This window comes from Gilliamella sp. App6-5 (assembly GCF_001690525.1).
In the GTDB taxonomy this organism is placed as follows: domain Bacteria; phylum Pseudomonadota; class Gammaproteobacteria; order Enterobacterales; family Orbaceae; genus Gilliamella; species Gilliamella apicola_H.
In genome coordinates this window covers 1-22,824 of the sequence record NZ_LZGT01000046.1, presented here as the reverse complement: position 1 = coordinate 22,824, position 22,824 = coordinate 1, and the positions used below count along the sequence as shown (strand labels likewise).

The 22,824-nt window shown below is 35.9% G+C and carries 18 protein-coding genes and 1 pseudogene; 1 reads left to right on the top strand and 18 read right to left on the bottom strand.

Annotation, left to right across the window (positions count from 1 at the left end; genetic code table 11):
* The 3 genes and pseudogenes from A9G24_RS06020 to A9G24_RS06010 form a co-directional block, all read right to left on the bottom strand.
* Window positions 1-616: pseudogene (locus tag A9G24_RS06020) on the bottom strand (transposase); the annotation flags it as partial.
* Between the two features lie 123 nt (window positions 617-739).
* Window positions 740-1,774 (bottom strand): alcohol dehydrogenase AdhP, encoded by a 1,035-nt coding sequence (adhP, locus tag A9G24_RS06015; protein ID WP_065638225.1) that lies wholly within the window; start codon window positions 1,772-1,774, stop codon window positions 740-742.
* 295 nt (window positions 1,775-2,069) lie between these two features.
* A complete protein-coding gene (locus A9G24_RS06010) occupies window positions 2,070-3,389 on the bottom strand; it encodes an MFS transporter (protein WP_065638224.1) in 1,320 nt (439 codons plus the stop codon).
* 239 nt (window positions 3,390-3,628) lie between these two features.
* Between A9G24_RS06010 and A9G24_RS06005 the strand changes: the two genes are divergently transcribed.
* Window positions 3,629-4,669, top strand: a complete 1,041-nt coding sequence (locus A9G24_RS06005; RefSeq protein WP_065638223.1) for a tagatose 1,6-diphosphate aldolase — start codon at window positions 3,629-3,631, stop codon at window positions 4,667-4,669.
* A gap of 879 nt (window positions 4,670-5,548) precedes the next feature.
* On the opposite strand, the gene grxB is transcribed toward A9G24_RS06005, so the two are convergent.
* The 15 genes from grxB to A9G24_RS12825 all read right to left on the bottom strand — a co-directional run.
* On the bottom strand, window positions 5,549-6,199 hold the full coding sequence (gene grxB / locus A9G24_RS06000) for a glutaredoxin 2 (protein ID WP_065638222.1): 651 nt from the start codon (window positions 6,197-6,199) through the stop codon (window positions 5,549-5,551).
* Complete coding sequence (locus A9G24_RS05995; protein WP_065638221.1) at window positions 6,196-6,825, bottom strand: Pr6Pr family membrane protein; 630 nt, start codon at window positions 6,823-6,825, stop codon at window positions 6,196-6,198. The genes grxB and A9G24_RS05995 overlap by 4 nt, the downstream gene beginning before the upstream one ends.
* A gap of 251 nt (window positions 6,826-7,076) precedes the next feature.
* Window positions 7,077-8,291 (bottom strand): hypothetical protein, encoded by a 1,215-nt coding sequence (locus A9G24_RS05990; protein ID WP_065638220.1) that lies wholly within the window; start codon window positions 8,289-8,291, stop codon window positions 7,077-7,079.
* On the bottom strand, window positions 8,291-8,563 hold the full coding sequence (locus tag A9G24_RS05985; RefSeq protein WP_065638219.1) for a PAAR domain-containing protein: 273 nt from the start codon (window positions 8,561-8,563) through the stop codon (window positions 8,291-8,293). Before A9G24_RS05985 ends, A9G24_RS05990 begins: the two co-directional genes overlap by 1 nt.
* Window positions 8,564-8,593: 30 nt before the next feature.
* Window positions 8,594-9,421, bottom strand: coding sequence for a DUF6708 domain-containing protein (locus tag A9G24_RS05980; protein ID WP_065638218.1), 828 nt, complete (start codon window positions 9,419-9,421; stop codon window positions 8,594-8,596).
* Between the two features lie 158 nt (window positions 9,422-9,579).
* Window positions 9,580-10,407, bottom strand: a complete 828-nt coding sequence (locus tag A9G24_RS05975) for a DUF6708 domain-containing protein (protein ID WP_065638217.1) — start codon at window positions 10,405-10,407, stop codon at window positions 9,580-9,582.
* On the bottom strand, window positions 10,407-11,243 hold the full coding sequence (locus A9G24_RS05970) for a DUF6708 domain-containing protein (protein ID WP_065638216.1): 837 nt from the start codon (window positions 11,241-11,243) through the stop codon (window positions 10,407-10,409). Before A9G24_RS05970 ends, A9G24_RS05975 begins: the two co-directional genes overlap by 1 nt.
* Window positions 11,243-12,073, bottom strand: coding sequence for a DUF6708 domain-containing protein (locus tag A9G24_RS05965; RefSeq protein ID WP_065638215.1), 831 nt, complete (start codon window positions 12,071-12,073; stop codon window positions 11,243-11,245). Before A9G24_RS05965 ends, A9G24_RS05970 begins: the two co-directional genes overlap by 1 nt.
* Window positions 12,073-12,909: a DUF6708 domain-containing protein gene (locus tag A9G24_RS05960; protein ID WP_065638214.1), complete on the bottom strand. Its 837-nt coding sequence runs from the start codon at window positions 12,907-12,909 to the stop codon at window positions 12,073-12,075. Before A9G24_RS05960 ends, A9G24_RS05965 begins: the two co-directional genes overlap by 1 nt.
* The gene (locus tag A9G24_RS05955) at window positions 12,909-13,745 is read right to left on the bottom strand and encodes a DUF6708 domain-containing protein (RefSeq protein WP_065638213.1); all 837 of its coding nucleotides are present in this window, start codon (window positions 13,743-13,745) and stop codon (window positions 12,909-12,911) included. Before A9G24_RS05955 ends, A9G24_RS05960 begins: the two co-directional genes overlap by 1 nt.
* Complete coding sequence (locus A9G24_RS05950) at window positions 13,745-14,578, bottom strand: DUF6708 domain-containing protein (protein WP_065638212.1); 834 nt, start codon at window positions 14,576-14,578, stop codon at window positions 13,745-13,747. Before A9G24_RS05950 ends, A9G24_RS05955 begins: the two co-directional genes overlap by 1 nt.
* Window positions 14,579-14,595: 17 nt before the next feature.
* Window positions 14,596-18,249 carry a toxin VasX gene (locus tag A9G24_RS05945; protein ID WP_065638211.1) on the bottom strand — a complete coding sequence of 1,218 codons (3,654 nt, stop codon included), beginning with the start codon at window positions 18,247-18,249 and terminating at the stop codon, window positions 14,596-14,598.
* Between the two features lie 17 nt (window positions 18,250-18,266).
* The gene (locus tag A9G24_RS05940) at window positions 18,267-19,148 is read right to left on the bottom strand and encodes a hypothetical protein (protein ID WP_065638210.1); all 882 of its coding nucleotides are present in this window, start codon (window positions 19,146-19,148) and stop codon (window positions 18,267-18,269) included.
* Window positions 19,148-21,592 (bottom strand): type VI secretion system Vgr family protein, encoded by a 2,445-nt coding sequence (locus tag A9G24_RS05935; protein ID WP_081303100.1) that lies wholly within the window; start codon window positions 21,590-21,592, stop codon window positions 19,148-19,150. Before A9G24_RS05935 ends, A9G24_RS05940 begins: the two co-directional genes overlap by 1 nt.
* A gap of 985 nt (window positions 21,593-22,577) precedes the next feature.
* Window positions 22,578-22,824: hypothetical protein (locus tag A9G24_RS12825; protein ID WP_176701162.1), on the bottom strand; the 247-nt coding region annotated here is incomplete at its 5' end.

The following is a 22,824-nucleotide window of genomic DNA, read 5'->3' as shown; positions in this document are numbered from 1 at the left end:
ACTGACTTTAACCTCCTTGTATTTCTCTACCGTCGATGGCTTTAAGGCTTTTTTCCGTTTAATTCTCTTTCTGCGTTGATGGCTTGATTAAGCGCATCAATATATTGACTGGGCTCAACAATACGCTGCTCATTACGTGCTTTGCCTTTATTGGCATTTGCTTTTAGGTGAGTACTGTCCGTATATAAAACCCGACCACTTATCAACCCTTTGGCAATGGCCTTCTCAACAATATTATCAAAATCTGTTGATAGATTTCACTGTCATTAAACCGACGGCGACGATTTTGGCTAAGTGTTGAGGCGTCAATCACTTTTTCGGTTAATCCCATTCCCAGAAACCAGCGGTAAGCTAAATTGACCTGAATTTCCTGAACCAGACGACGTTCACTGGGGATACCGAAAAGATACCCCAATAGCATGATTTTAAACAGTCTGACCGGATCTTCTGCCGGACGACCGTTATTCGGGCAATAAAGTGGTGCTACCGCTTCTCGAATAAATTCAAAATCAATGACTTTAGCTATTTTACGAACAAGATGATTTTGGGGGACAAGCGCATCTAGTGAGATTTGCTCTATTTTTTCTGGTGTCGCTGGAGTTGGTTTTTTTAGCATAGAAGAACTTCTCTTATAATGGACTCCTCTCTATTAGATCAAAGAACTCGCCAAAAAGCGAGCTCTTTGTCATCAATCTGAGTCAGCACAAAGCTGACTTTTTATTCGCTATTTTTTGAAAAATTATTTCTTTTTCTTCATTTTCATATCAACAACCATACGACCTCGAATTTTACCTGCTTTCATTTCCTCGATCATATCATTGATATCTTCCAAAGGTCTTTTTTCGACTATGGGCACAACTTTACCTTCGGCACTAAATTGAAATGCTTCAGCTAAATCTTTACGAGTACCAACCAGTGAACCTAAAACTTGAATACCATCTAATACTGTTTTAGGAATACTCAAATCCATATTTTCAGAAGGCAAACCCAATGCAACTACACGTCCTAAAGGGCGCACTGAATTGATAGCTTGATTGAATGCAGTTTTAGTAACCGAGGTCACAACAGCGCCATGCACACCACCTGAGGTGTGTTCTTTTATATAAGCCCCCACATCCTCAACTTTCTTAGGATTAACGACTAAATCCGCACCTAGTTTTTTGCATAATTCCAGTTGACTATCACTGTTACTAATTGCAACGACTTTATTGTTAAATACTTTTTTACCATACTCAATAGCAAGTGTACCTAATCCACCAATACCAAATACAGCAAGCCATTGACCTGGTTTTGTATTCGCCACTTTAATCCCTTTATATGTCGTTACACCTGCGCATGTAACGCTGGTTGCTTGTGCGGGATCGAGCCCTTCTGGCACTTTAACAGCATAATCCGCTTTAACAATGCATTGTTCTGCCATGCCGCCATCAACGCTATAACCAGAATTTAACGCATTTCGACAAAATGTCTCATGACCTGAAATACAATACTCACAAGTGCCGCAGCCAGCATGAAACCAAGCAATACTGACACGATCACCTATTTTTAAACTTTTTACATCAGGCGCAATTTTAGTCACAATGCCAACGCCTTCATGGCCAATAACTCGCCCCGGTTTTTTACCAAAATCACCCGATGCCACATGGATATCTGTATGGCAAAGGCCACAATATTCAACATCAACGAGTGCTTCTCCTGCTTCTAAAGGGCGAACAGGGATATCTTTAATTTCGACTTGACCATCACACTCTTGTCTAATAACTGCTGCTTTCATTTTTTCTCCTAGCAAATTTTAAAATTAAAATATCATTGATTTTATTTTAACCTAATCCTGCTTAAAAAATTTGAGTTGTTTCACAATTTTATTAAATCGTATTGATGATTTAATAAACTATACTAAAACGTAGCCTTTCCTGAAACTTTTTGACAAAATAAGATGGATATATCGTTTAAATGAATAAAACAGGCAGATTTGAATGTAAGGTAAGTCAGCTAAATGGGAAGCAAGAACAAATTTTTATACTTCCCATTTACCATTATAAAATAGTCAACTCTATGATTAGCATTTGTTATGCAAGATCTTTAGCAATATATTTTTGACTGTTATTATTAATAAATAAAAATAACCCAATCAATGCACCAAAACCAAATAATCCAATAACATAGATAGCTGGCGCCATTTTGCTCACAAAATCACTCAAAAAAGAGATCAACAAAGGTGTTAATCCGCCCGCAATGGCGTAAGCCATATTAAATGAAAACGATACACCACTGTAACGAATCTGAGTAGGAAATACGGTCACCATAAAATAAGCAAAAGAACCCACAATACCAACACTAAAACCCGCTAACGAATAAGTCATAAATAAAAGGTGCGGGTTATCTAATGAGAGGTAAAAAATAGCGATAACAACAGTTGCAATAGCACAACCGATTAATATCACTTTCCCCATAGCAAATTTATCCATCATCATGCCATAAAATGTACAACTTATAATAAGCCCAATAATCGCTAATATATTGCCCTGTAACGCATCGACTGGTGAGTAGCCAAATTGCTTTTGTAATAAAATTGGCGTCATTAGCATAATAACCATAATCCCCGCAGACAGCACCCAAGTGAGTAACATGGATAAAATAGTCTGAGGTAAATACTCCGTCAACACAGTGATAACCGGTATTTTTTTAGCTAATTCTTGTTGTTTGCGTTTTTGCATTTCCTGAAAAATTGGCGTTTCTTTTAACCAACGACGTAAATACATTGCAATCAATCCAAAAACACCACCAATAATAAATGGTATACGCCATCCCCAATCAATGAGTTGTTCGGCAGATAAGCATTTATTCATAGCCGTTGAAACTAACGAACCGAGCAAAATACCTAGACTTAATCCACTAGTTAAAATGCCACATGCCAATCCAATTTTATTTTTCGGTACATGCTCTGAAACAAAAGTCCAAGCACCAGGAACTTCACCACCAACTGCTAATCCCTGACATAATCGCATTAATAACAATAATAGAGGCGCAAAGATACCGATATGCGTGTAAGTAGGTAAACAACCTATAAATAGTGTGGGTAATGCCATAAGCAATATACTTAGCGTAAACATCCTTTTGCGACCAAACCGATCGCCAAAGTGCGCCATAACAATTCCTCCAAATGGACGTATTAAATATCCAGCGGCAAAAATACCAAAGGTTTGAACTTGGCTCAGCCAATTAGGTATATCAGTCGGGAAAAAAAGATGACTAATGGTTATTGAAAAAAACACAAAAATAATAAAGTCATAAAATTCTAATGCCCCACCTAATGCGGAGAGTGCCAATGTTTTATAGTCTTTGGCATTTAGAGTTCTTGTCGATGTTTGGGGTACTACATTTTGCATGTGCATCCTTGTAAATTATTGTTTACAAACAGTTTAATATAATTAACTACTATACGCTAACAGTTGCTTTTTTAAAAGAAGATATCCACTCAGGTGATAACTTAAACGCAATTATTATGCGTTGCGCAATAATTGTGTTCGCTTAATCTAGAAATACCGTTAAAACTAGCACAAATGATTAATAAATAGTCAAACAAAAAAACTACAATGAAACATCTTACTAAACGGAGAGCTATAAAATGGCTAAAAAATGTATTTCTCGTGGCAAATTCACACGTATGCAGCAATTATCAAACCAAAATGGTGTTATCGCTGCGTTAGCGATCGATCAACGAGGTTCAATGGTTAAGATGATGGAATCGGCCGTTGGCAAAGATCGTTATCATATTGATATGGTGTATGAATTTAAGGAACTTGTTTCTCAAGAGTTAACTAAATATGTCAGTGCAATTTTGTTAGATGAAGAATATGGCTTTAAAGGCATGGCTGCCAAAAATAGCAATGCTGGATTAATCATGTCATACGAAAAGACGGGCTATGACGCCAATACGCCAGGACGATTGCCCGATATTTTGCCAGAAGATTCATTACAACGTTTAATAAAAAAAGGCGCGGATGCCGCAAAAGTATTGGTTTATTATAATCCTGATGATCCTCAAGATATTTTAGATAAAAAGCACGCTTTTTTAGAACGTTTAGGTAATGAGGCAAGAGCTGCCGATATTCCCGTTTTTGTTGAACCTATAGTATATGATAACGCGATAACTGACGATAAAAGCCCAGAATTTGCAAAAATCAAACCACAAAAAGTCATTAATACCATTAAAGAATTTACTAAAGAGCAATATTACATTGATATTTTAAAAGTCGAAGTTCCTGTACTTTTTAAAAATGTCGAAGGCTTTAACGACAACAACGTCGTTGTCTACACGCAAAAACAAGCTGCTGACTACTTTAAACAAGCCAGCGATGCCGCAACGCGTCCTTTCATTTATTTAAGTGCGGGCGTGCCAACAAAAACCTTCCACCAAGAACTCATTTTTGCTGGTGAAAATGGGGCTAAATATAGTGGCATCCTTGGTGGACGAGCTACATGGTTTGAAGGCGTTGCCGCCTATGCAAAAGGTGGAAAAGAGGGATTAAAACGTTGGTTAGATCAAACTGGCCGTGAAAATGTTGAGCACCTTAATAAGATATTAAAACAATATGCCACTCCTTGGTATGATATTTATGGTGGTAAAGATAATATTGAAGTGATTGATCTTAAATTAGGTAATTAATTAGCAAACCAAACAGAGAACAGGTTTTGTTCCTATTTTCCTGTTCTCTCTTACCATGATATCCTGTTTATGACCTTAGTTATCGGAATTGCTTGTGTTATTTACAATAATTTTGAGAAACGACTGTAATAGTTATACATGAAAAAAACAAAACTAACGCCTTATTACAGAAAAGCATATAGCGCTGATATCATAAAGAAAAATACCCCTCCGTTATGGTATTAAACGTTTAGTCAAAATTAAAAATCCATTCAAGGTAAATTAAGACTACAAACTAAAGGCAATAACAAAACCTATCTAGGCAAAATGCTTCATGTTGACACCAAACATCTACCCTGAACATTCCATTTATAACGCCGAAAGGCCTCATCAGGTATGACATAACCTAATCCTCATTGCATATAAACACGAAAACAGACAGCATAATTTTCTACGTCAGTTGTGTCTCACTATGGAATATTTATACAAATGTTCGCTTTTTAGATTATTTTTTGTAAAAAATATTCAGGATTCTATACCGTTTGGTGATTAATTGAGGATTTGTAGTATCTAATTGTTAAAACATGTGATCACCATCTTATTAATCGAATAACTTACGAACCTATCTGCTAACAAACGAATGGGAAAGCCGAAAGAAAGACGTACTTTAATAGCAATATGGCTTAATCAACAAATAGTTACCAATGCAAATAATAGAAAATGATTGATTCACGTTTATAATACGGTTAAGCCGCATAAAGCGATTTTAAGTAAAATCGCTTTATGTGTCACGTTTTACGTTGTTAGCGGATTATTTTAATCATGAAGTGTAAACAATCTGGCGTTTTGTTACACCTGAGTTTTACGATAAATAAAAACGCCAGATCCACTTGCTGATCATCAAATGGCTTTATCAAAAAACAAATTAACTTTACTCTGTTTTGCCATGGATTGTATATAAGCTTTAATTTTAGGCGGAAACGTTAAGCTTTTAACACACGTCAAATTCCGTAAAACGGGAAACAAACAGATATCATCTAAAGATAATTGTTCATTACACGCATCTGGCGAAACAATCAATAATTCAAGCTTATTTAATACCGCAGATACAGCAGACACTAACGAATCAGTTTGCGCTAAACATTCATCAAACGACCCTAATTTTTCGACTTTACTGGTGACAAAATAATCAATCGCGCTTTGTGTTGCAAATTCAGCTAAGCCGAGTTTTATATAACGAGGACACTCTAACTTATAATCATATTGTTGTAACTGTTTGATTAACTCTGCAATATTTGGAGATTTAGATCCAATTAAAATTGGCTCACCACCATAATTATTATCAATATAATCAACAATATCTAAACTTTCAGGCATATAGCTACCATCCTCTTTTTGTAAAATGGGTGCCATTTTTTCGCCAATCATACGCTCTGGCGATTGAAAATCATCACTCAGCAATACCTGCAATTCAACTGGTATGTTTTTTAAACCGAAAATCATTCTTGCCCTTACACAAAAAGGACAGTGCTCATAAATATACAGTTTCATTTTCGACTCCTTAAATATTCAATTGCCCAACATAAAAAGGCTAATCCCACAAATAGCAAAAAAACCTCACTCACAGCAAACAGCGCTTTTGGATAACCAATCTGCGTAACATTAATAAAAGGATATGGATACAAATTCGTATAATAGCCACGCACAAAAATATAAATACCATATCCAATCATTGACAATAACGCCCCTATAATGACTTTTAAATCAATTCGTCGAAATGGTCCGAAAATAAACCAGCTCAATAATCCCAAAGCAGGAATAACCACATGCAAACTTTCATTAGCAATTTTCAATAATACATTAGGTGGTGGTGTATGGATGCTTCTTAACACTATGTTATACACAATAGTTGTTATAATCACACCTACTAAACCATTCAAACGAATAACTTTAAAACTATATCGATGACAATTAGGATTGATAGCTAGCCAAAAACAACTCAATGCTAACATTAAATTTGATAAAACCGTAAAAAAACTATAATAATAAATTAATCGCCCTATTGAAGATTCGGGTTGCCAAGGACGAAACTTAGTATGCCAATAAATGTAAGTTTCCATGGCAATAATAGAGATTGCAAACAGCGCAATAAAAAGATGAATACTTCGCTTTAGCATAAAAAATAAATATAGATAAAACAGTACCCCAGTATATACCAAATAGTATACAAGCAAAAAGTTAACTGATTATTTTAAATTAATGCAACTAATTTAAAATAATTAGTTTTTAATATAAAAATAAAATGCAGATTCAACTAAAACATACTAATTAATGCCTAATCGCTTGATGTTTTGAGGTTTCTTCACACCTTTAATGTGCCAATATTGATTGGCACATTTGACATAGCTATATGTATTACCTTAAACGCTTAACAAGCGTTATTTTCTTGCAAACATGACACAACCGAAGCGGTAAGTGGTGTTTTACCTACCATGATCAATTGTTTATCTTTTTTAATAGATACATTTTCAATGGCTAACACTAATGCCAACCAATATGAACAATAACCAGCATAACCAATTGAAGTATCGATATTAAAATGATTTTTTGCTTCAAACTGAATTCGATTAAAGTGGTGCATAATTTCATTTTTAAAATCTGGCAAAATACCGCTATACCAAACCCCGCCATACTGGTTATCATTGGCACTACCCCACAATAAAGCATGCTCAATAGTTTGCGTGAATTCCGTTTTTTGTTCACTACGATGAACTTTTATTAATGGCGAATTAACAGTAGGAAAAAATGGCGCTCTATTTACGTTTTCCCCCGCTAGAACTAACATTGACGCAAACTCACCTTCATCTTTAATCGGGGCAGAAAACAGATGTGTATTAATCACCAAAAGCAACTCATCATCATGATCACTATCGTCTAACCATGTTTCTATAAATGTAGATGAATGACTGGGATCTTCAATTTCAAAGCTAGCAGGATGACAAATTCTTTTTCCCAATGTTTCCATCCATAATGCCTTTATTTTATCATTTGAAATTTCAGCATCAATAAATAACCTAACATGCAAATTTGATTGTGTTAACATGGCTGCAAATTTAGCTTTGTATGCTTTTTCAAAACGAGTAAAAATAAATTTTAAACGCTCATCAAAGCTTTCTGATGTCATACCATCAATCATAGATAAAGCCGTATGGGGAATAACAATGCCACTATTGCGGTGTAATTTACTTATCATAAAAAAATCATTATTAACAATAGCGGCAGCATTTCTTGTTTCACCCCGTTCTGTAATAAGTGAAAAACCTAAAACATATAATCCTCTTTGCCCATAATGAATCAGTTTTTGTTTACGCTCTTCTATACATAAATTCCACTGTTCAATATAAATTAGACGGTTACCATATAGAAAGACACCATATAAAAATATAAACAACCAAGAAACAACAGGAAAAGCAAAAAGGCCGGAAATAAAGAGGATATCTGATATGTCATAAAAAAAGCTGAGTGTAATAGTAATAATACAACCAAGCAAAATAAACACAATAAGCAAAACACCCCAGAACCAAAAATTCATTCTTTTAGCATCAGACAACGGGGCTGGCAATGATGTTAAATCGACAGACATTAGCTTTTTCCTACCTCGGATATTGATGAGATTAAAGAACAACCACAACTGCTTTTATGACCATCTAAAGCGACTTGCTTACCTTGATCGGAAAAAGTTGAGTCGCCCTCAATAATAGGATTAATTCCATGGCCTTTTATTGGACAACTGACTAAATCCCCCACTCGAGCAACGGGTTTGCCTAAAATTGTCATTGTCGATGAAGCAGTAATGACTTTTCCACCATGATCAGTCAAATCCCCTAACCGAATAACTCCGCGTAATTTACTCATTTTTCATTTCCTTTATTTTTTATATTTGTATTATTGATTTCCTACCTGTTGATATTGTGCATCAATTTGTTGATACTCTTCAAGCGAGCTGGCCTTGGATTTTTTGTCGAGTTCTTCTGGCCAGTTGACTTTGATTGGCCAAGTAAAGTCTTCTTCTGGCATAAATTCGGCATCCAAATTATTATCAGAAAAAAACATATAGCTATTTATCCACATCCATTCGTCATAGCTTGGGCTACCAGCAGTCAACAGAAAGTGGTCAATCACTTTAGTGGTATTAGGCTCACATACCACACATTCTAGACGATAGCTTCTAACCATTCCGCCACTAGCAAGAGGAACTGATACTGAGGTCATACACCCTTGAATATCTGCCCAATTAAACTCTTTAACGGTTATCTCTTTAGCTCTAAAGGGCGAGCGAGTAAAGGTAGCCCATGTTCCAAAATATAAAAGAGAATGATCATAAATATAAACTTTACCTGTTTTACGGTTTAAACGTATGGGGCAATCCTCGGGGGCAAACAGTGTATTTAGTAAGAATTGAAAAAGAAAATAAGCAACAAATAATAACAATAAACTAACTGATATTGTTATTATTCTACCATCAATTTCTGTAATAATAACGAAAACTCCCATATATAAAGCCAATAATGATAGTAAAACAAAAATTGAGGAAATAAATGCTGTAATCCCACGAGCAAAATACCCTCCCCCTATACGCCGAGAAAATTCACAATAATCATCATTAGCATAACGTAATTTTTTATTATTAGTTAAAGGCAATTGCGTTGTATATACACCTTTGTGCAAATCTTCGCGCCAGCATGATACTTGCGGTTGATATTTTGATGGCATGATTATGTTCTCCTTTTTTTAATTGATAATATGTTCAATGCGTAGTGGCGATTTGGCGTTTTTACCTTGCCAATAATGTAATATGCCAATTACTTTTTGGGCTTTTACCCTTAATTCGGCAACTTTTTGGTCTATCGTCAGGGTACTTTGGAGATTATTTATTCCTTAATTTTTTTATACTCGGCATCTATTTGTTGATACTCTTCAAGCGAGCTGGCTTTGGATTTTTTGTCGAGTTCTTCGGACCAATTGATTTTTACCGACCACTCATATTCATCTGGCATCTGTTCGGTATCTAGGTTTTTATCCGAAAATGCCATAAAACTATTCACCCACATCCACTCATCGTAACTTAAACTGCTATCTATACAAAAAGTAAAGTGGTCAATTACATTGGTGGTATTAGGCTCACATACCACACACTCTATACGGTAAGTTCTGACCAAACCACCACCAGAAATCGGTGCCGATACTGAGGTCATTACCCCTTGAATATCTGCCCAATCAAACTCTTTCATTGTTATCTCTTTCACTCTAAATGGTGAACGAGTAAATGTTTCTAACGAACCAAAATATAAAAGAAAATGGTCATAAATATAAACTTTACCGGTTTTACGATTAAAACGGATTGGGCAATCCTCGGGAGCATAGAATAGATAGAAAACAAGCTGTAAGAAGAAATATATTAGATAAAGGAATAATAGCCCAAAAGGTATAGATATAAGTATCCCTTCAGTTTCAAAAGTAATACCATAAAATGCAATATATACTCCAAAAATCAGCAATAAAATAAGCATTACTAAACAAATAATCGTGATCCAACGCGGAACCCACTTCCATCCTATTGTTCGCCGAGAAAATTCACAGTAATCATCATTTGCATAACGTAATTTTTTATTATTACTTAAATAATGGCGGGTTGTATAAACCCCTTTGTATAAATCTTCGCGCCAACATGAGACTTGCGGTTGATATTTAGATGGCATTATTTATTCCCTAACTTTTTATATTCGGCATCTATTTGTTGATATTCTTCAAGCGAGCTGGCTTTGGATTTTTTGTCAATTTCTTCTGGCCAGTTGACTTTGATGGGCCAAGTAAAGTCTTCTTCTGGCATAAATTCGGCATCCAAATTATTATCAGAAAAAGCCATATAGCTATTTATCCACATCCATTCCTCATAACCTAAACTGGTATCAGCAGCCAACAGAAAATGGTCAATCACTTTAGTGGTATTAGGCTCACATACCACACACTCTAGGCGATAGCTTCTAACCATTCCGCCACTAGCAATAGGAACTGATACTGAGGTCATACACCCTTGAATATCTGCCCAATTAAACTCTTTAACGGTTATCTCTTTAGCTCTAAAGGGCGAGCGAGTAAAGGTAGCCCATGAGCCACAATATAACAGAAAATGGTCATAAATATAAACCTTACCTGTTTTACGGTTAAAGCGAACAGGACAATCTTCAGGACAGAATAAAAAAGTAAGAAAAAATTGAATAAATATTTGACTGCACATTAAAAACACAAAAAATAAAAAAATAAATAGTGCTTTATGGGTATCAAGATAAAATATAGCAAGAAGTAAAGCAACTAATCCAGAATTTGCTATCAATACACATATAAATAAAATAATAATAACAATCAATCTAATTAATAAGCTTCCCATCCCTGTGAACCGCCGAGAAAGCTCACAATAATCATCATTAGCATAACGTAGTTTTTTATTATTGCTTAAATGTAATTGCGTTGTATATATTCCTTTATGCAAATCCTCGCGCCATGCGGAAACTTGCGGTTGGTATTTGGATGGCATTATTTATTTCCTAACTTTTTATATTCGGCATCTATTTTCTGATACTCTTCAAGCGAGCTGGCTTTGGATTTTTTGTCGATTTTTTCTGGCCAGTTGACTTTGATTGGCCATGTGAATTCTTCTTCTGGCATAAATTCGGCATCCAAATTATTATCAGAAAAAGCCATGTAGCTATTTATCCACATCCATTCGTTATAACCTAAACTGGTACCAGCAGCCAACAGAAAGTGGTCAATCACTTTAGTGGTATTAGGCTCGCATACCACACATTCTAGACGATAACTTCTAACCATTCCGCCACTAGCAATAGGAACTGATACTGAGGTCATACACCCTTGAATATCTGCCCAATTAAACTCTTTAACGGTTATCTCTTTAGCTCTAAAGGGTGAACGAGTAAAGGTAGCCCATGTTCCAAAATATAAAAGAGAATGATCATAAATATAAACTTTACCTGTTTTACGGTTTAAACGAATGGGACAATCTTCGGGGGCAAACAGTATATTTAGCAAGAATTGAAAAAGAAAATAAGCAATAAATAATACCAATAAACTAGCTGATATTGTTATTATTCTATCATCAATTACTGTAATAATAACGAAAACTCCCATATATAAAATCCATAATGATAATAAAACAAGAATTGAGGAAATAAATGCTGTAATCCCACGAGCAAAATACCCCCCTCCTAAACGCCGTGAAAATTCACAATAATCATCATTAGCATAACGTAATTTTTTATTATTACTTAAATGTAATTGTGTTGTATATATTCCTTTATGCAAATCCTCGCGCCATGCGGAAACTTGCGGTTGGTATTTGGATGGCATTATTTATTTCCTAGCTTTTTATATTCGGCATCTATTTGTTGATATTCTTCAAGCGAGCTAGCTTTGGATTTTTTGTCGATTTCTTCTGGCCAATTGACTTTGATTGGCCATGTGAATTCTTCTGGCATAAATTCGGCATCCAAATTATTATCAGAAAAAGCCATGTAGCTATTTATCCACATCCATTCGTAATAGTTTAAACTGCTATAGGCTGCTAGTAGAAAGTGGTCAATCACTTTAGTGGTATTAGGCTCGCATACCACACATTCTAGACGATAGCTTCTAACCATTCCGCCACTAGCAAGAGGAACTGATACTGAGGTCATACAACCTTGAATATCTGCCCAATTAAACTCTTTAACCGTTATCTCTTTAGCTCTAAAGGGTGAACGAGTAAAAGTAGCCCATGATCCTAGATATAAGATGAAATGTTCATAAAGATAAATTTTCCCTGTTTTACGATTTAAGCGTATTGGGCAATCTTCTGGCATGAATAAAGTTGTTAGAAAAATTTGAAGTACAACAAAGCTAATAAAAATAAAAATAATTCCCAAAAAAATAAATAAAATATCTATCCCCCTTAACTGCATGATATTAATATCATAAAAACTTACAAATACTCCAAATATTGTAAGTAGTAGCGAAAAAAACGATATAAAAATTAGAAAGGAACGGAGAATTACACCGATTCCGTTTGGGCGTCTTGAAAACTCACAATAATCATCATTCGCATAACGTAGTTTTTTATTATTGCTTAAATGTAATTGTGTTGTATATATTCCTTTATGCAAATCCTCGCGCCATGCGGAAACTTGCGGTTGGTATTTGGATGGCATTATTTATTTCCTAACTTTTTATACTCGGCATCTATTTTTTGATACTCTTCAAGTGAGCTCGCTTTGGATTTTTTGTCAATTTCTTCTGGCCAGTTGACTTTGATTGGCCAAGTAAAGTCTTCTTCTGGCATAAATTCGGCATCCAAATTATTATCAGAAAATGCCATATAGCTATTTATCCACATCCATTCGTAATAGTTTAAACTGCTATAGGCTGCTAGTAGAAAGTGGTCAATCACTTTAGTGGTATTAGGCTCGCATACTACACATTCTAGACGGTAGCTTCTAACCATTCCGCCACTAGCAAGAGGAACTGATACTGAGGTCATACATCCTTGGATATCTGCCCAATTAAACTCTTTAACCGTAATTTCTTTTACTTTTAAAGGTGAGCGAATAAACGTTCTTAATGAACCAAAATATAACAGGAAATGGTCATAAATATAAACCTTACCTATTTTACGATTAAAACGTATTGGGCAATCTTCAGGAGCAAAAAAAATATTCGAAGCCATTAGAAAGAAGATATACATACCAAAAAATACTAATAGACAACATGGTATAAATATAAATCTAGTTTTACTTTTTTCAAAAAAAATAATTGGTATAACAAAGTACAAGACTACTAATGATAATAAAACAGTTGCAGAAGCAATAGTTATCATAAGTATACGAAGCAAAGGACTCATCCCACTTAAACGCCTAGAAAATTCACAATAATCATCATTAGCATAACGTAATTTTTTATTATTACTTAAATGTAATTGTGTTGTATATATTCCTTTATGCAAATCCTCGCGCCATGCGGAAACTTGCGGTTGGTACTTTGATGGCATTATTTATTTCCTAATTTTTTATATTCGGCATCTATTTGTTGATACTCTTCAAGCGAGCTGGCTTTGGATTTTTTGTCGATTTCTTCTGGCCACTTGACTTTGATTGGCCAAGTAAAGTCTTCTTCTGGCATAAATTCGGCATCCAAATTATTATCAGAAAACGCCATATAGCTATTTATCCACATCCATTCCTCATAACCTAAACTGTTATCGGCCGCCAACAGAAAGTGGTCAATCACTTTAGTGGTATTAGGCTCACATACCACACACTCTAGACGATAGTTCCTAATCATTCCGCCACTCGCAAGAGGAACTGATACTGAGGTCATACACCCCTGAATATCAGCCCAATTAAACTCCTTAACCGTAATTTCTTTTACTTTTAAAGGTGAGCGAGTGAAAATTGCGAATGTTCCAAAGTATAAAATAAAATGGTCATAAATATAAATTTTACCGGTTTTACGATTAAAACGTACTGGGCAATCTTCAGGAGCATATAAATAATGCAAAAACATTTGAAAAAAAATATAAAGAAGAAATATCATTAGGAATTCAATAAAAATAGCTAGAATTCTTAAATCTTGGAAATAAATAATAACCAAACTTGTAGTAAATATACAAGCAATACACATCAAGTTAGCTACAAAGAAAACTAAAGTAAAAATAATTCTAATAAAATATCCCATCCCTATTATATGGCGAGAAAATTCACAATAATCATCATTAGCATAACGTAATTTTTTATTATTACTTAAATGTAATTGCGTTGTATAAACCCCTTTGTATAAATCCTCGCGCCATGCGGAAACTTGCGGTTGATATTTGGATGGCATGATTACGTTTTCCTTTTTTAATTGATAATATGTTCAATGCGTAGTGGCGATTTGGCGTCTTTACCTTGCCAGTAATGTAATATGCCAATCACTTTTTTCGCTTTTACCCTTAATTCAGCCACTTTTTGGTCTATTGCCACGGTAGCATTTATATTTGATTCGATAGGATAATCTTTAGAAGCAACCCAGCGCACTAAGTCATAATTACATTGATTGGGTGATACCGTAACATGTAAATGTTTATCGTCTTTACCTTTTACAATTTGGACCTTAGCCGATTGCCCTTCAGAATCAGTTAGATAGACCATACAGACATAGCGGCTTTGCGCATCAAAATTGGGCAGTTTAATATGTACATGCAGTCCACCCGTATAATCTAATATATCAAGATCATTCTGACTGTATATAAAGTAATCAGAAAAAAATTCTAAATCCATAGAATCATAATTTAAAGCCAAATAAACACCTGAAAGATAGGCAAAATAGTCATTCAACGCCGCACTGGTGCCAACTGCGGTGAGTGGGTAAGGTTGCCCTTTTTCTGGATGTTTATGGTTACCAAAATAGCAACGGTTAAACCACACTTCCATGGGCGACCAACGATCGGCTTCTGAGCCTATATACACCAAAATTACACCGATAACGGCAAAAGCTATCGCTAAAAGCGCAACTGAAAGGGTAAGAGAAAATATTGCACCATATAAACCTATACCTCCAGAGATTAAAGAAAACAAACCTCCCGAAAAAACTAACTTTCCATCTGAACTATCACCATTTTTCGCATAACCAATCCCTTTATAAATATCCATGACCCCGTCCAATATCGTAATTAGCGCTAGCGTTGCTCCAGTGACTTTCAGAAATTTCTCACAACCTGGTATCATGGTGGTAAAGATATTGGTTTTGGGTAATGCACTACCGACTAGCTTAATGGTGTAAGCCATTACTTCGGCCGACATTAACGACATAATTACACCAGTCTTTACCATATCATTAAGGATTTCCTCTTTCACTTCTTGCCGCATTTCACGCCCTTGAGTTTCGAGTACTTGCCTATTTTGACTGAATAGGTGACCTTGTAAAAATATCATTATCCCATTCATCAAAACCCCTCTTGTGGCATCAAACTTGATTCGTCGTTTGGCAACTTGCTCTATTGCTTTTTCAAGTTCATCTAGGGTTAGCTCGCCACTAAATTGGTGAGCATGTTTAATTTTAGCGCCTAATACATTTTTAGCTTTGGCAAGGGTGGGTTCTTTTAAATTACCGCCTTTTTTCAACTCATCAATCATGTTATTCATTGAGGCAATATCATCAGCTACCACCATAAATTCCATTTGAACCGTTTTTTCGAGCTGTTTTTTAGTCAGTTGGCTTTCAAATTGCCAACGCTTATCGGTATCTGATACTTTTGATAGCTTATACAGCTTGGAATTTTTATCAATGCTCACCGTTGATACATCTGAATGCTCCATCAAAATTTCATAAACTTTGGGTAAGTTTTTAATTTTCACCGGTAAACTTATACGCCTATGCTCAATACCCGAAAAAATTTTAAGCAGTTCTGTGCCATGATCTTTCATTAAAACGTCGTTAATTAACTTCGCATTCTTTGGTGGATTTGCAATACCTGCTGCCATCCAATTCATTAATACTTCCATTTTATCAACAAATAAGGTTGTATTTTTTTTATCAATTGGCAAATTCAAAATATCGTTAATTTTGCCCACTAATTCATTGAGAATTGTTACTTTCGTTTTGTGGTTTGCTGCATCTTGATTTTGCTTCATTTCAACAATCCGTTGTTTTAGTAACCATTCATACAGGTTATTATCCTGACCTTTTAATAGATGAAAATAGATGGAGTTTTCGTCTCGTAATAGGCTGTCCCATAAGCCAAACTGTTCAGGTAGCTTCGCCATTGTTATATTACCTTGTAATATGGCGGTAACATCTTCAAAATAGCCTAAGTGGTCTTTAGAGTAGTCGTTTTCTTGTTCCCGTTTCCAAAACTCAACTTGGTTATAGTTGGTCAGTCCTGCTGGGGCATATTTAGACGGTTTATCTTTTGAGCCAAAAAGCCAAGTAACATAAACTAAATAATCGATTGATATTTTGCGGATGTCTTTAACAATTTCGTCAAATAGGCTTTTATCTTCTTGGCGAAATGCATCGAGTTTACCCTTATCTAGCCGTGCATCGAGTTTTGCCCATTCTTTATCAAATTTGCTTTCAGCTGCATTATCCAATGTCCAATGAAATCGTCTTACATCAACAGCTGGTATGGCGGATTTATGCTTTGCGAGTAGTTCTTTTTTTTCTGCTTCTGATAAGGCAACTTCTTTATATCCATTTTCTTGTAACGTTTTGATAGTATTATAATAAGAATTCTTCGCACCTTTATAATTAGAGCCTGGTTCATAGGCATCGTAATATTTTGGCTGAGTGTCAGCGCCTTCATAATCTTTGTCTATAACGTCATTACAATAGTTCTTTAATCCTTTTTTATAAGCGTCAATACAAGACACAATCCTGCGTTTATAGCCACGCTCAGTAGAAAAATATTTATGATAATATTTGGAGGTATTTGTATTGGGTCTTAGGGGGACTGTTATTGCTTGTGACTGTGCAGTGTCACTTTGATTGTCATCAATATTAGGATTTATAAGGCTTTGAAAATAGTCTTTTGCATATGGAAACAGCTGTGGTAACTCATTAGACGCATTTAACCAGTTATCCGATGGCGTATAATCTGCTATTTTTTCGTTATAGGCATCGGTTAATTTTTTTTCTATTGCTCGTTCGTGCTCTAAAAAGGCATTATTAATCGGGTCAAAGTTCCGCAATCGTTGAGCATTAAGCTCTTCGGCTATACCGAAGGTGTCTTCTAATACAATGCAACCGATTGTACATTGATACTGATTTTCAAATTTTGCGGCTATATCTGCAATTGCTTTTAAATTGTCTTTATCTGAATAATCATAAAATTCATGTGCGCTTGGAAAACGTACATTAAAATCTTTTTTCTCAAAGAAAAACTCAGGTAAATAAGGTGCTTTATTCTCGTCGAGTAAATCGTTGAAAGCAAAGCTACGTCCGTCGGTTAAAGCGGTAGGGTCGTTTCGGGTTTTATCGTTTATCGTTACTTTGGTAAATCGTCTTAAATCAGCATCTGGAGAACGGTAATAATCTTCAATCTCTTTTGACCAAGCTCGACGGCTATAAGCTATCCATACTGTGGCATTTAATATATCAATATTGGCAAAAATAGCGGGGATATTGTGGTTCTGTTCAGTGCATTTTTCAGCTAAATCTTCAATCTCGTATTTTTTCATATGGTAAATGGAACGGTGCCGTAATGCTCCTTTCGAGGTCACTTCGTAGCCTAATAATTTTCGAATACCATTTTGTTCCATTAATACATAAACATATCCTTTGCGTAGCATTCTTAAAGCGTATTTATGCTTGGTTAATGCCACGTTAGGGCGCCTATCAGCTAATTTGGGTACATTTTCTGACCAGTCTATACCGTGGTAAGCATTGGGATTAATAACCGATTGGCGAACTAAAAAAAATGGCATGCCGTTTCGTTGACAAGTACCACACCCACCGCCAGCCATTGCCGATGTGTTTTTTGCTTCAGCAAAAATATTAGGGTCTATTTTTTCCATGATATATTCCTTTGTTATTATTGTTCTAGCTCTATTTGACTCAAATGCTGTGCTAAAGTGCCCGGTTCATCTATTGCTTTAGCTATCGCAGCTTTTAACGATTTGGGGTCTAATCGGTTTTTATAGCGCATAAGCACTAATGATAACGTAAATAGATCGTTACTATCTTCTAACCCTTCTAGTTTGGCTTGGTTATAAAATTCAGCGAGTAATAATATGTCTGAATCTTCAATATTTTTATTTTGATTTTCACAAATATTTTGCCAAGCCACTGTTAGATGATATAGATTAACTGATTGTTTTAAAAAAGTTTTAGTTTCTTCTGTTACAAATAGATCAAAGGGTTCTGGCGTATAAGATAATGATTGAATAACCTGCAAATGATTGGTGAAGGATGTAAAACAGTAAGCACTACAGCAACTTAATAAGGTTGGTAACCAATCTGGACAAATTTTATTACCTTCTTGCAATAAAAACATTCTAAACGGTTCATAAAAAGGAACAAAACGAACCCCAATTAATTGACCTAACTTTAAACCGATGTTAATTAGTTGATCACTTAAAAACTGGGGAGCGTTTTCGCTAACTATACAGCCACACAAATATCGTTTTGGTAGCGAACCTTCTTCCTTTAGTTGATTACTAATAAAATGAACTAATCTTTTATTGATTGGTTCATCAGGTTTTGCGATCACAACTAACTTTGGGCAATGACGCTGATCGTGAGCTAAATCAGGTCTTGGCACAACTTGGATAGCTTCTTTACCTAGATTTTCTTGCAAACTATCAATTGATAATATATGAAAATAACTTAGCGAAACTAAATGATCAATTAATAGATAACGATACTGCTTGCGTGCCTTTTCATTATCTAAAAGAGTGAGTATTTGCTTTTCCATTATGCTGACTCCGAACAAGTATCGCCTTTTGGCAAATTGGGGATTGGTACTTGATAATTTGCAGGTCCTAATATACGAAAACTAGCCGATTTAACCTGAACATCACCCGGGGCGAGCATTTTTATACCACCATTTTCAATTACAATAGCAACATCATCACACGCCAATACGAGCTTTTTCTTGGCTGATATAATCACTTCGCTGTCGGTGCTAGTAATTGTCATATTCTGTTTTGAACTTAATTGCATTTCATCATTTTGAGCCTGTATTTCGACATTACCTTGCGAAGCAAATAGCTTTATGCCCATTTTGTTGGCAAATAGGCTTATCATGTTGCCCGCAGTCACCATAAAACGTTTAAAGGCACTGATATCCACTGTGTTTTGCGCTGTCTGAATGATGTTTTCACCTGCGGTGTGTTGAATTGAACTTGGGGTGACATTAGCCATACCTGCCGGTGCATAAGTGAGTATTCCCGGCTGTTTTAGTTCTTTTAAACTTTGTTCAAATAGCTGTTTTTGGGCTTGTAAGTCAGCCAGTTCAGCTTTGGCGGCCTCGGCAAGTTCATTGAGCCGTTTAACCATTTCGCAAGCTTGTGCAAGTTCTTTAACCGCATTATCCATTTGTAGTTGTATATTACTTGCCTGTGTCTGCTCTTCGCTAGTGATATACAGCCCTTTACCCGCTCTTATCGCCCCCCAGTCATCGGTGCGTAGTTCAAAACCTTCACCGCGGGGTTGTTTTTTTTTGTTAACTAAGTGACCAATATTAAGTTGCGTTTTGCCGTATTCGGTGGCCAGTTTGATGTGCTCTTGCCCACGTTTGTCATCCATGCGCAGTTTATTGTTAGCTGGGGTGCGAATGACGTTGCGGTGTTTGTTGATGGTGGTGATAGGGTCAGGGTGGGCACTGTCGTGCATGGCATGGGCGATATACGGCCTATCGGGATTGCCGTTCATAAAGGCGATGGCCACTTCGGTGCCGTCAATTAAGGGAAAGTGAAAGCCATAGGTGCTGCCTGCATACGGTTTGGCTAAACGTATCCAAAGGCTTTCTTCGCCATTTTTCCATGTTTTTAGGTCAAAGTTAAATTTAACGCGGTAGCGTCCTTGGGTGTCAATATAGCCATAGGTGTCATTGTCGGGACTGGTGACCCTTGCCGGTAAGGTGCCGCTGATTTGGGGCCAGCTGATAGGCGTCGGGCGGTAGAGCGTTAATGCCTGATAAGGAATCGCAGTAAATTCGAGCTCGTATGCATCGGTGCGGTTACCGTGTCCTTGTACACTTAAAATAATTACGCCGTCATTGATATTATTCAGTGGACTGCCTTTGAGGTTAATCCATTGACCCGGTGCTAGCGCGTAGCGGTTGCTTTTACCGTGAATAATAACTTGTTGGCTGATTTTTTGTTCGTGGCGTAGGCGTGCATACCATTCACCACTTTCGATGTAGGTGTCATTATCACGATTATCACTCTCACCATCGTTATCATCATTGCCATTAGCGCCATTGGTTTGACCGTTATCATTGAGTCCTTTGTAGTGCTCTTCATAACGGTAATCTGTGCCATAGGTGGTGGTGCTTTTCGGTTGGGTATTGATGTCTTTGTGCAAATCCGTATTGGCGGTTCGATAGTTATAATCATTTACCTCAACTGATGAGGCCACCACGGCACTGTGTAAGCGAATATCCCAAACGCTTTCATTGCCACCATCTAAGGTGCCACTCGGTGGTTTGTTATCTATGTCGGCAACCTGAGCATAACCTTGCTCATAATCACTTAGCACCATGACATCACAGTTGTGCTCAGCATGGGTTTCAAAGCGAAACCATATCCCCACATCCGCCAATAAGCGTTGTATGAACTCAAGGTCACTTTCTTGCCATTGGGTAATAAATTCTCGAGACGGGTAGGTGTCTTTTAATTCCAAGCGGTAATCAATGCCGGTAAAACCATGGCTGCGCAGTATCGATTCCACTACACTCACTACACTTTGGTTTTGAAAAATGGCACACTGTTTTTTCATGGCTAACAACGCTAAGCGGGATGATAAAACAACTTGATAATGCGCTTGCTCTTTACTGACCGATAGCTGACTAAATGCGGTAACCACCCCATGAAGTGTGCGCCCGTCACTGATAGCCGGTAAACCACCTAGTGAGCGTATTGCTTCTGTTAATGGCTGGTTTAGAAAGGGATTAAACGAGAAAGTAGCGTTTTGGTTAAGCAGCGAATCAATGGCAAGGGCTTTATCGGGACTGGTAAATTCAAGGGTATAATGCCACGGCTGGTTAAGCCGCTCATCGCCTTTAACCTGTAACACCGACACCGGCGAACTTAGCCCCTCAACGGTTAAGGTATAGCGATTATGGCTCAGTTTTTTTAAATGACCCAATATCCCGTCATCAAGCTGCGCTAAAAGACGCTCTAACGCACTTGCCATGTTTTTTCCTTTCCTTATTTATTGATTTAATTATAACAAAAGGGAATACCTTTGGTTTGTTGTTATGATTTAAATGGTTAATATTATTGCTTTTAGTTATTAAATATAGCTATCTAATATCGCTTAGCTATCAAATATCGTTATTTGATTGATAATCTAAATAAGTTAAACAGCACAAAGTATAGCGCATTTTAGAGCAACATTTAACTCATTTTTAACGATGATGTTGTTTTATATTAATAATTCAAGTTAGTTTAGTCGCTTTGTTTTGGCGGTGAAATGGTGGTTAGAAAAGCAATAATAATAACGTTACCCTTGTTTATTTATGCATGATTTTTTAGGATTTTTTACATAAACGTAGTACGCTCCTGAAAGTTTTTGACAAAAATGGGGGCTTTGTTTGTTTATTTGTTTAGATGTAAAAAAACACCTCGTTTTCACATTTCACGATTAAGATAATTCGCTAAAAGCGCATAAGGCGTTTTGCTTGAAATCATTTTATTCGATTTAACGGTATAGACTCCTGAATATTTTTTACAAAATAACCGGTAAAATAAACCAATAATGGCCCTACTGATTTTGTCTATTCAATTTACACTGATAATAAGCGTAATGTCTTGATAATCCTAAATATTGATATGGCTTTGTTATGCTATAACGATGTCGATTTGTTTTTAGGATAGCGATTTTCGTCCTATTATCAGTGCTGCTTGCTTTAGAATATCGTTTTCCATACGGAGTTGTTTAAGCTCTTTGCGCAACGCGATTAACGCTTGTTCTTGTGGACTGCGATTATTTTTGTTTTAAATGAGCTGCTTTGGCTTGCTTGCGTTATCCAACGGTCCAATGCGGATGGTGTCAAATCATATTCTGCAACGATTTCACTACGTGATTTACCATGTTGATAAAGACTGACCATTTGATTTTGAATTTTATAAAACGATTTTAGGGTCATATTAGTACGCCATTTTTCTTATTCATTTTTTTAATAATAAAAAAGATTATTATCATCCACTTTTATTTTATAGCTAATATTAGGCTTTTTATCATTTACGTTATATTTTCCTTGAAACTTTAATTTCCAACATTTTCTATTGGTGAATTTTCTTAAATCAAGTCTTGATATCTTTTTTAAGTTTAAAGCCTTAAATATTTGCTCAGCAATTTTGACTTTGGTTTTAAAGCTGTCTTTTAAAGCAATAATAAAACCAATAACAGCAAAAGTACCAAAA

Bases quoted from the DNA above. Each gene is read 5' to 3' on its own strand.
- A9G24_RS05960 (WP_065638214.1), bottom strand. From the start codon at position 12,909: ATGCCATCCAAATACCAACCGCAAGTTTCCGCATGGCGCGAGGATTTG.
- A9G24_RS06010 (WP_065638224.1), bottom strand. From the start codon at position 3,389: ATGCAAAATGTAGTACCCCAAACATCGACAAGAACTCTAAATGCCAAA.
- A9G24_RS05995 (WP_065638221.1), bottom strand. From the start codon at position 6,825: ATGCTAAAGCGAAGTATTCATCTTTTTATTGCGCTGTTTGCAATCTCT.
- A9G24_RS05970 (WP_065638216.1), bottom strand. From the start codon at position 11,243: ATGCCATCCAAATACCAACCGCAAGTTTCCGCATGGCGCGAGGATTTG.
- A9G24_RS05950 (WP_065638212.1), bottom strand. From the start codon at position 14,578: ATGCCATCCAAATATCAACCGCAAGTTTCCGCATGGCGCGAGGATTTA.
- A9G24_RS05985 (WP_065638219.1), bottom strand. From the start codon at position 8,563: ATGAGTAAATTACGCGGAGTTATTCGGTTAGGGGATTTGACTGATCAT.
- A9G24_RS05975 (WP_065638217.1), bottom strand. From the start codon at position 10,407: ATGCCATCTAAATATCAACCGCAAGTCTCATGTTGGCGCGAAGATTTA.
- A9G24_RS05945 (WP_065638211.1), bottom strand. From the start codon at position 18,249: ATGGAAAAAATAGACCCTAATATTTTTGCTGAAGCAAAAAACACATCG.
- adhP (WP_065638225.1), bottom strand. From the start codon at position 1,774: ATGAAAGCAGCAGTTATTAGACAAGAGTGTGATGGTCAAGTCGAAATT.
- A9G24_RS05935 (WP_081303100.1), bottom strand. From the start codon at position 21,592: ATGGCAAGTGCGTTAGAGCGTCTTTTAGCGCAGCTTGATGACGGGATA.
- A9G24_RS05940 (WP_065638210.1), bottom strand. From the start codon at position 19,148: ATGGAAAAGCAAATACTCACTCTTTTAGATAATGAAAAGGCACGCAAG.
- A9G24_RS05990 (WP_065638220.1), bottom strand. From the start codon at position 8,291: ATGTCTGTCGATTTAACATCATTGCCAGCCCCGTTGTCTGATGCTAAA.
- A9G24_RS05965 (WP_065638215.1), bottom strand. From the start codon at position 12,073: ATGCCATCCAAATACCAACCGCAAGTTTCCGCATGGCGCGAGGATTTG.
- grxB (WP_065638222.1), bottom strand. From the start codon at position 6,199: ATGAAACTGTATATTTATGAGCACTGTCCTTTTTGTGTAAGGGCAAGA.
- A9G24_RS06005 (WP_065638223.1), top strand. From the start codon at position 3,629: ATGGCTAAAAAATGTATTTCTCGTGGCAAATTCACACGTATGCAGCAA.
- A9G24_RS05955 (WP_065638213.1), bottom strand. From the start codon at position 13,745: ATGCCATCAAAGTACCAACCGCAAGTTTCCGCATGGCGCGAGGATTTG.
- A9G24_RS05980 (WP_065638218.1), bottom strand. From the start codon at position 9,421: ATGCCATCAAAATATCAACCGCAAGTATCATGCTGGCGCGAAGATTTG.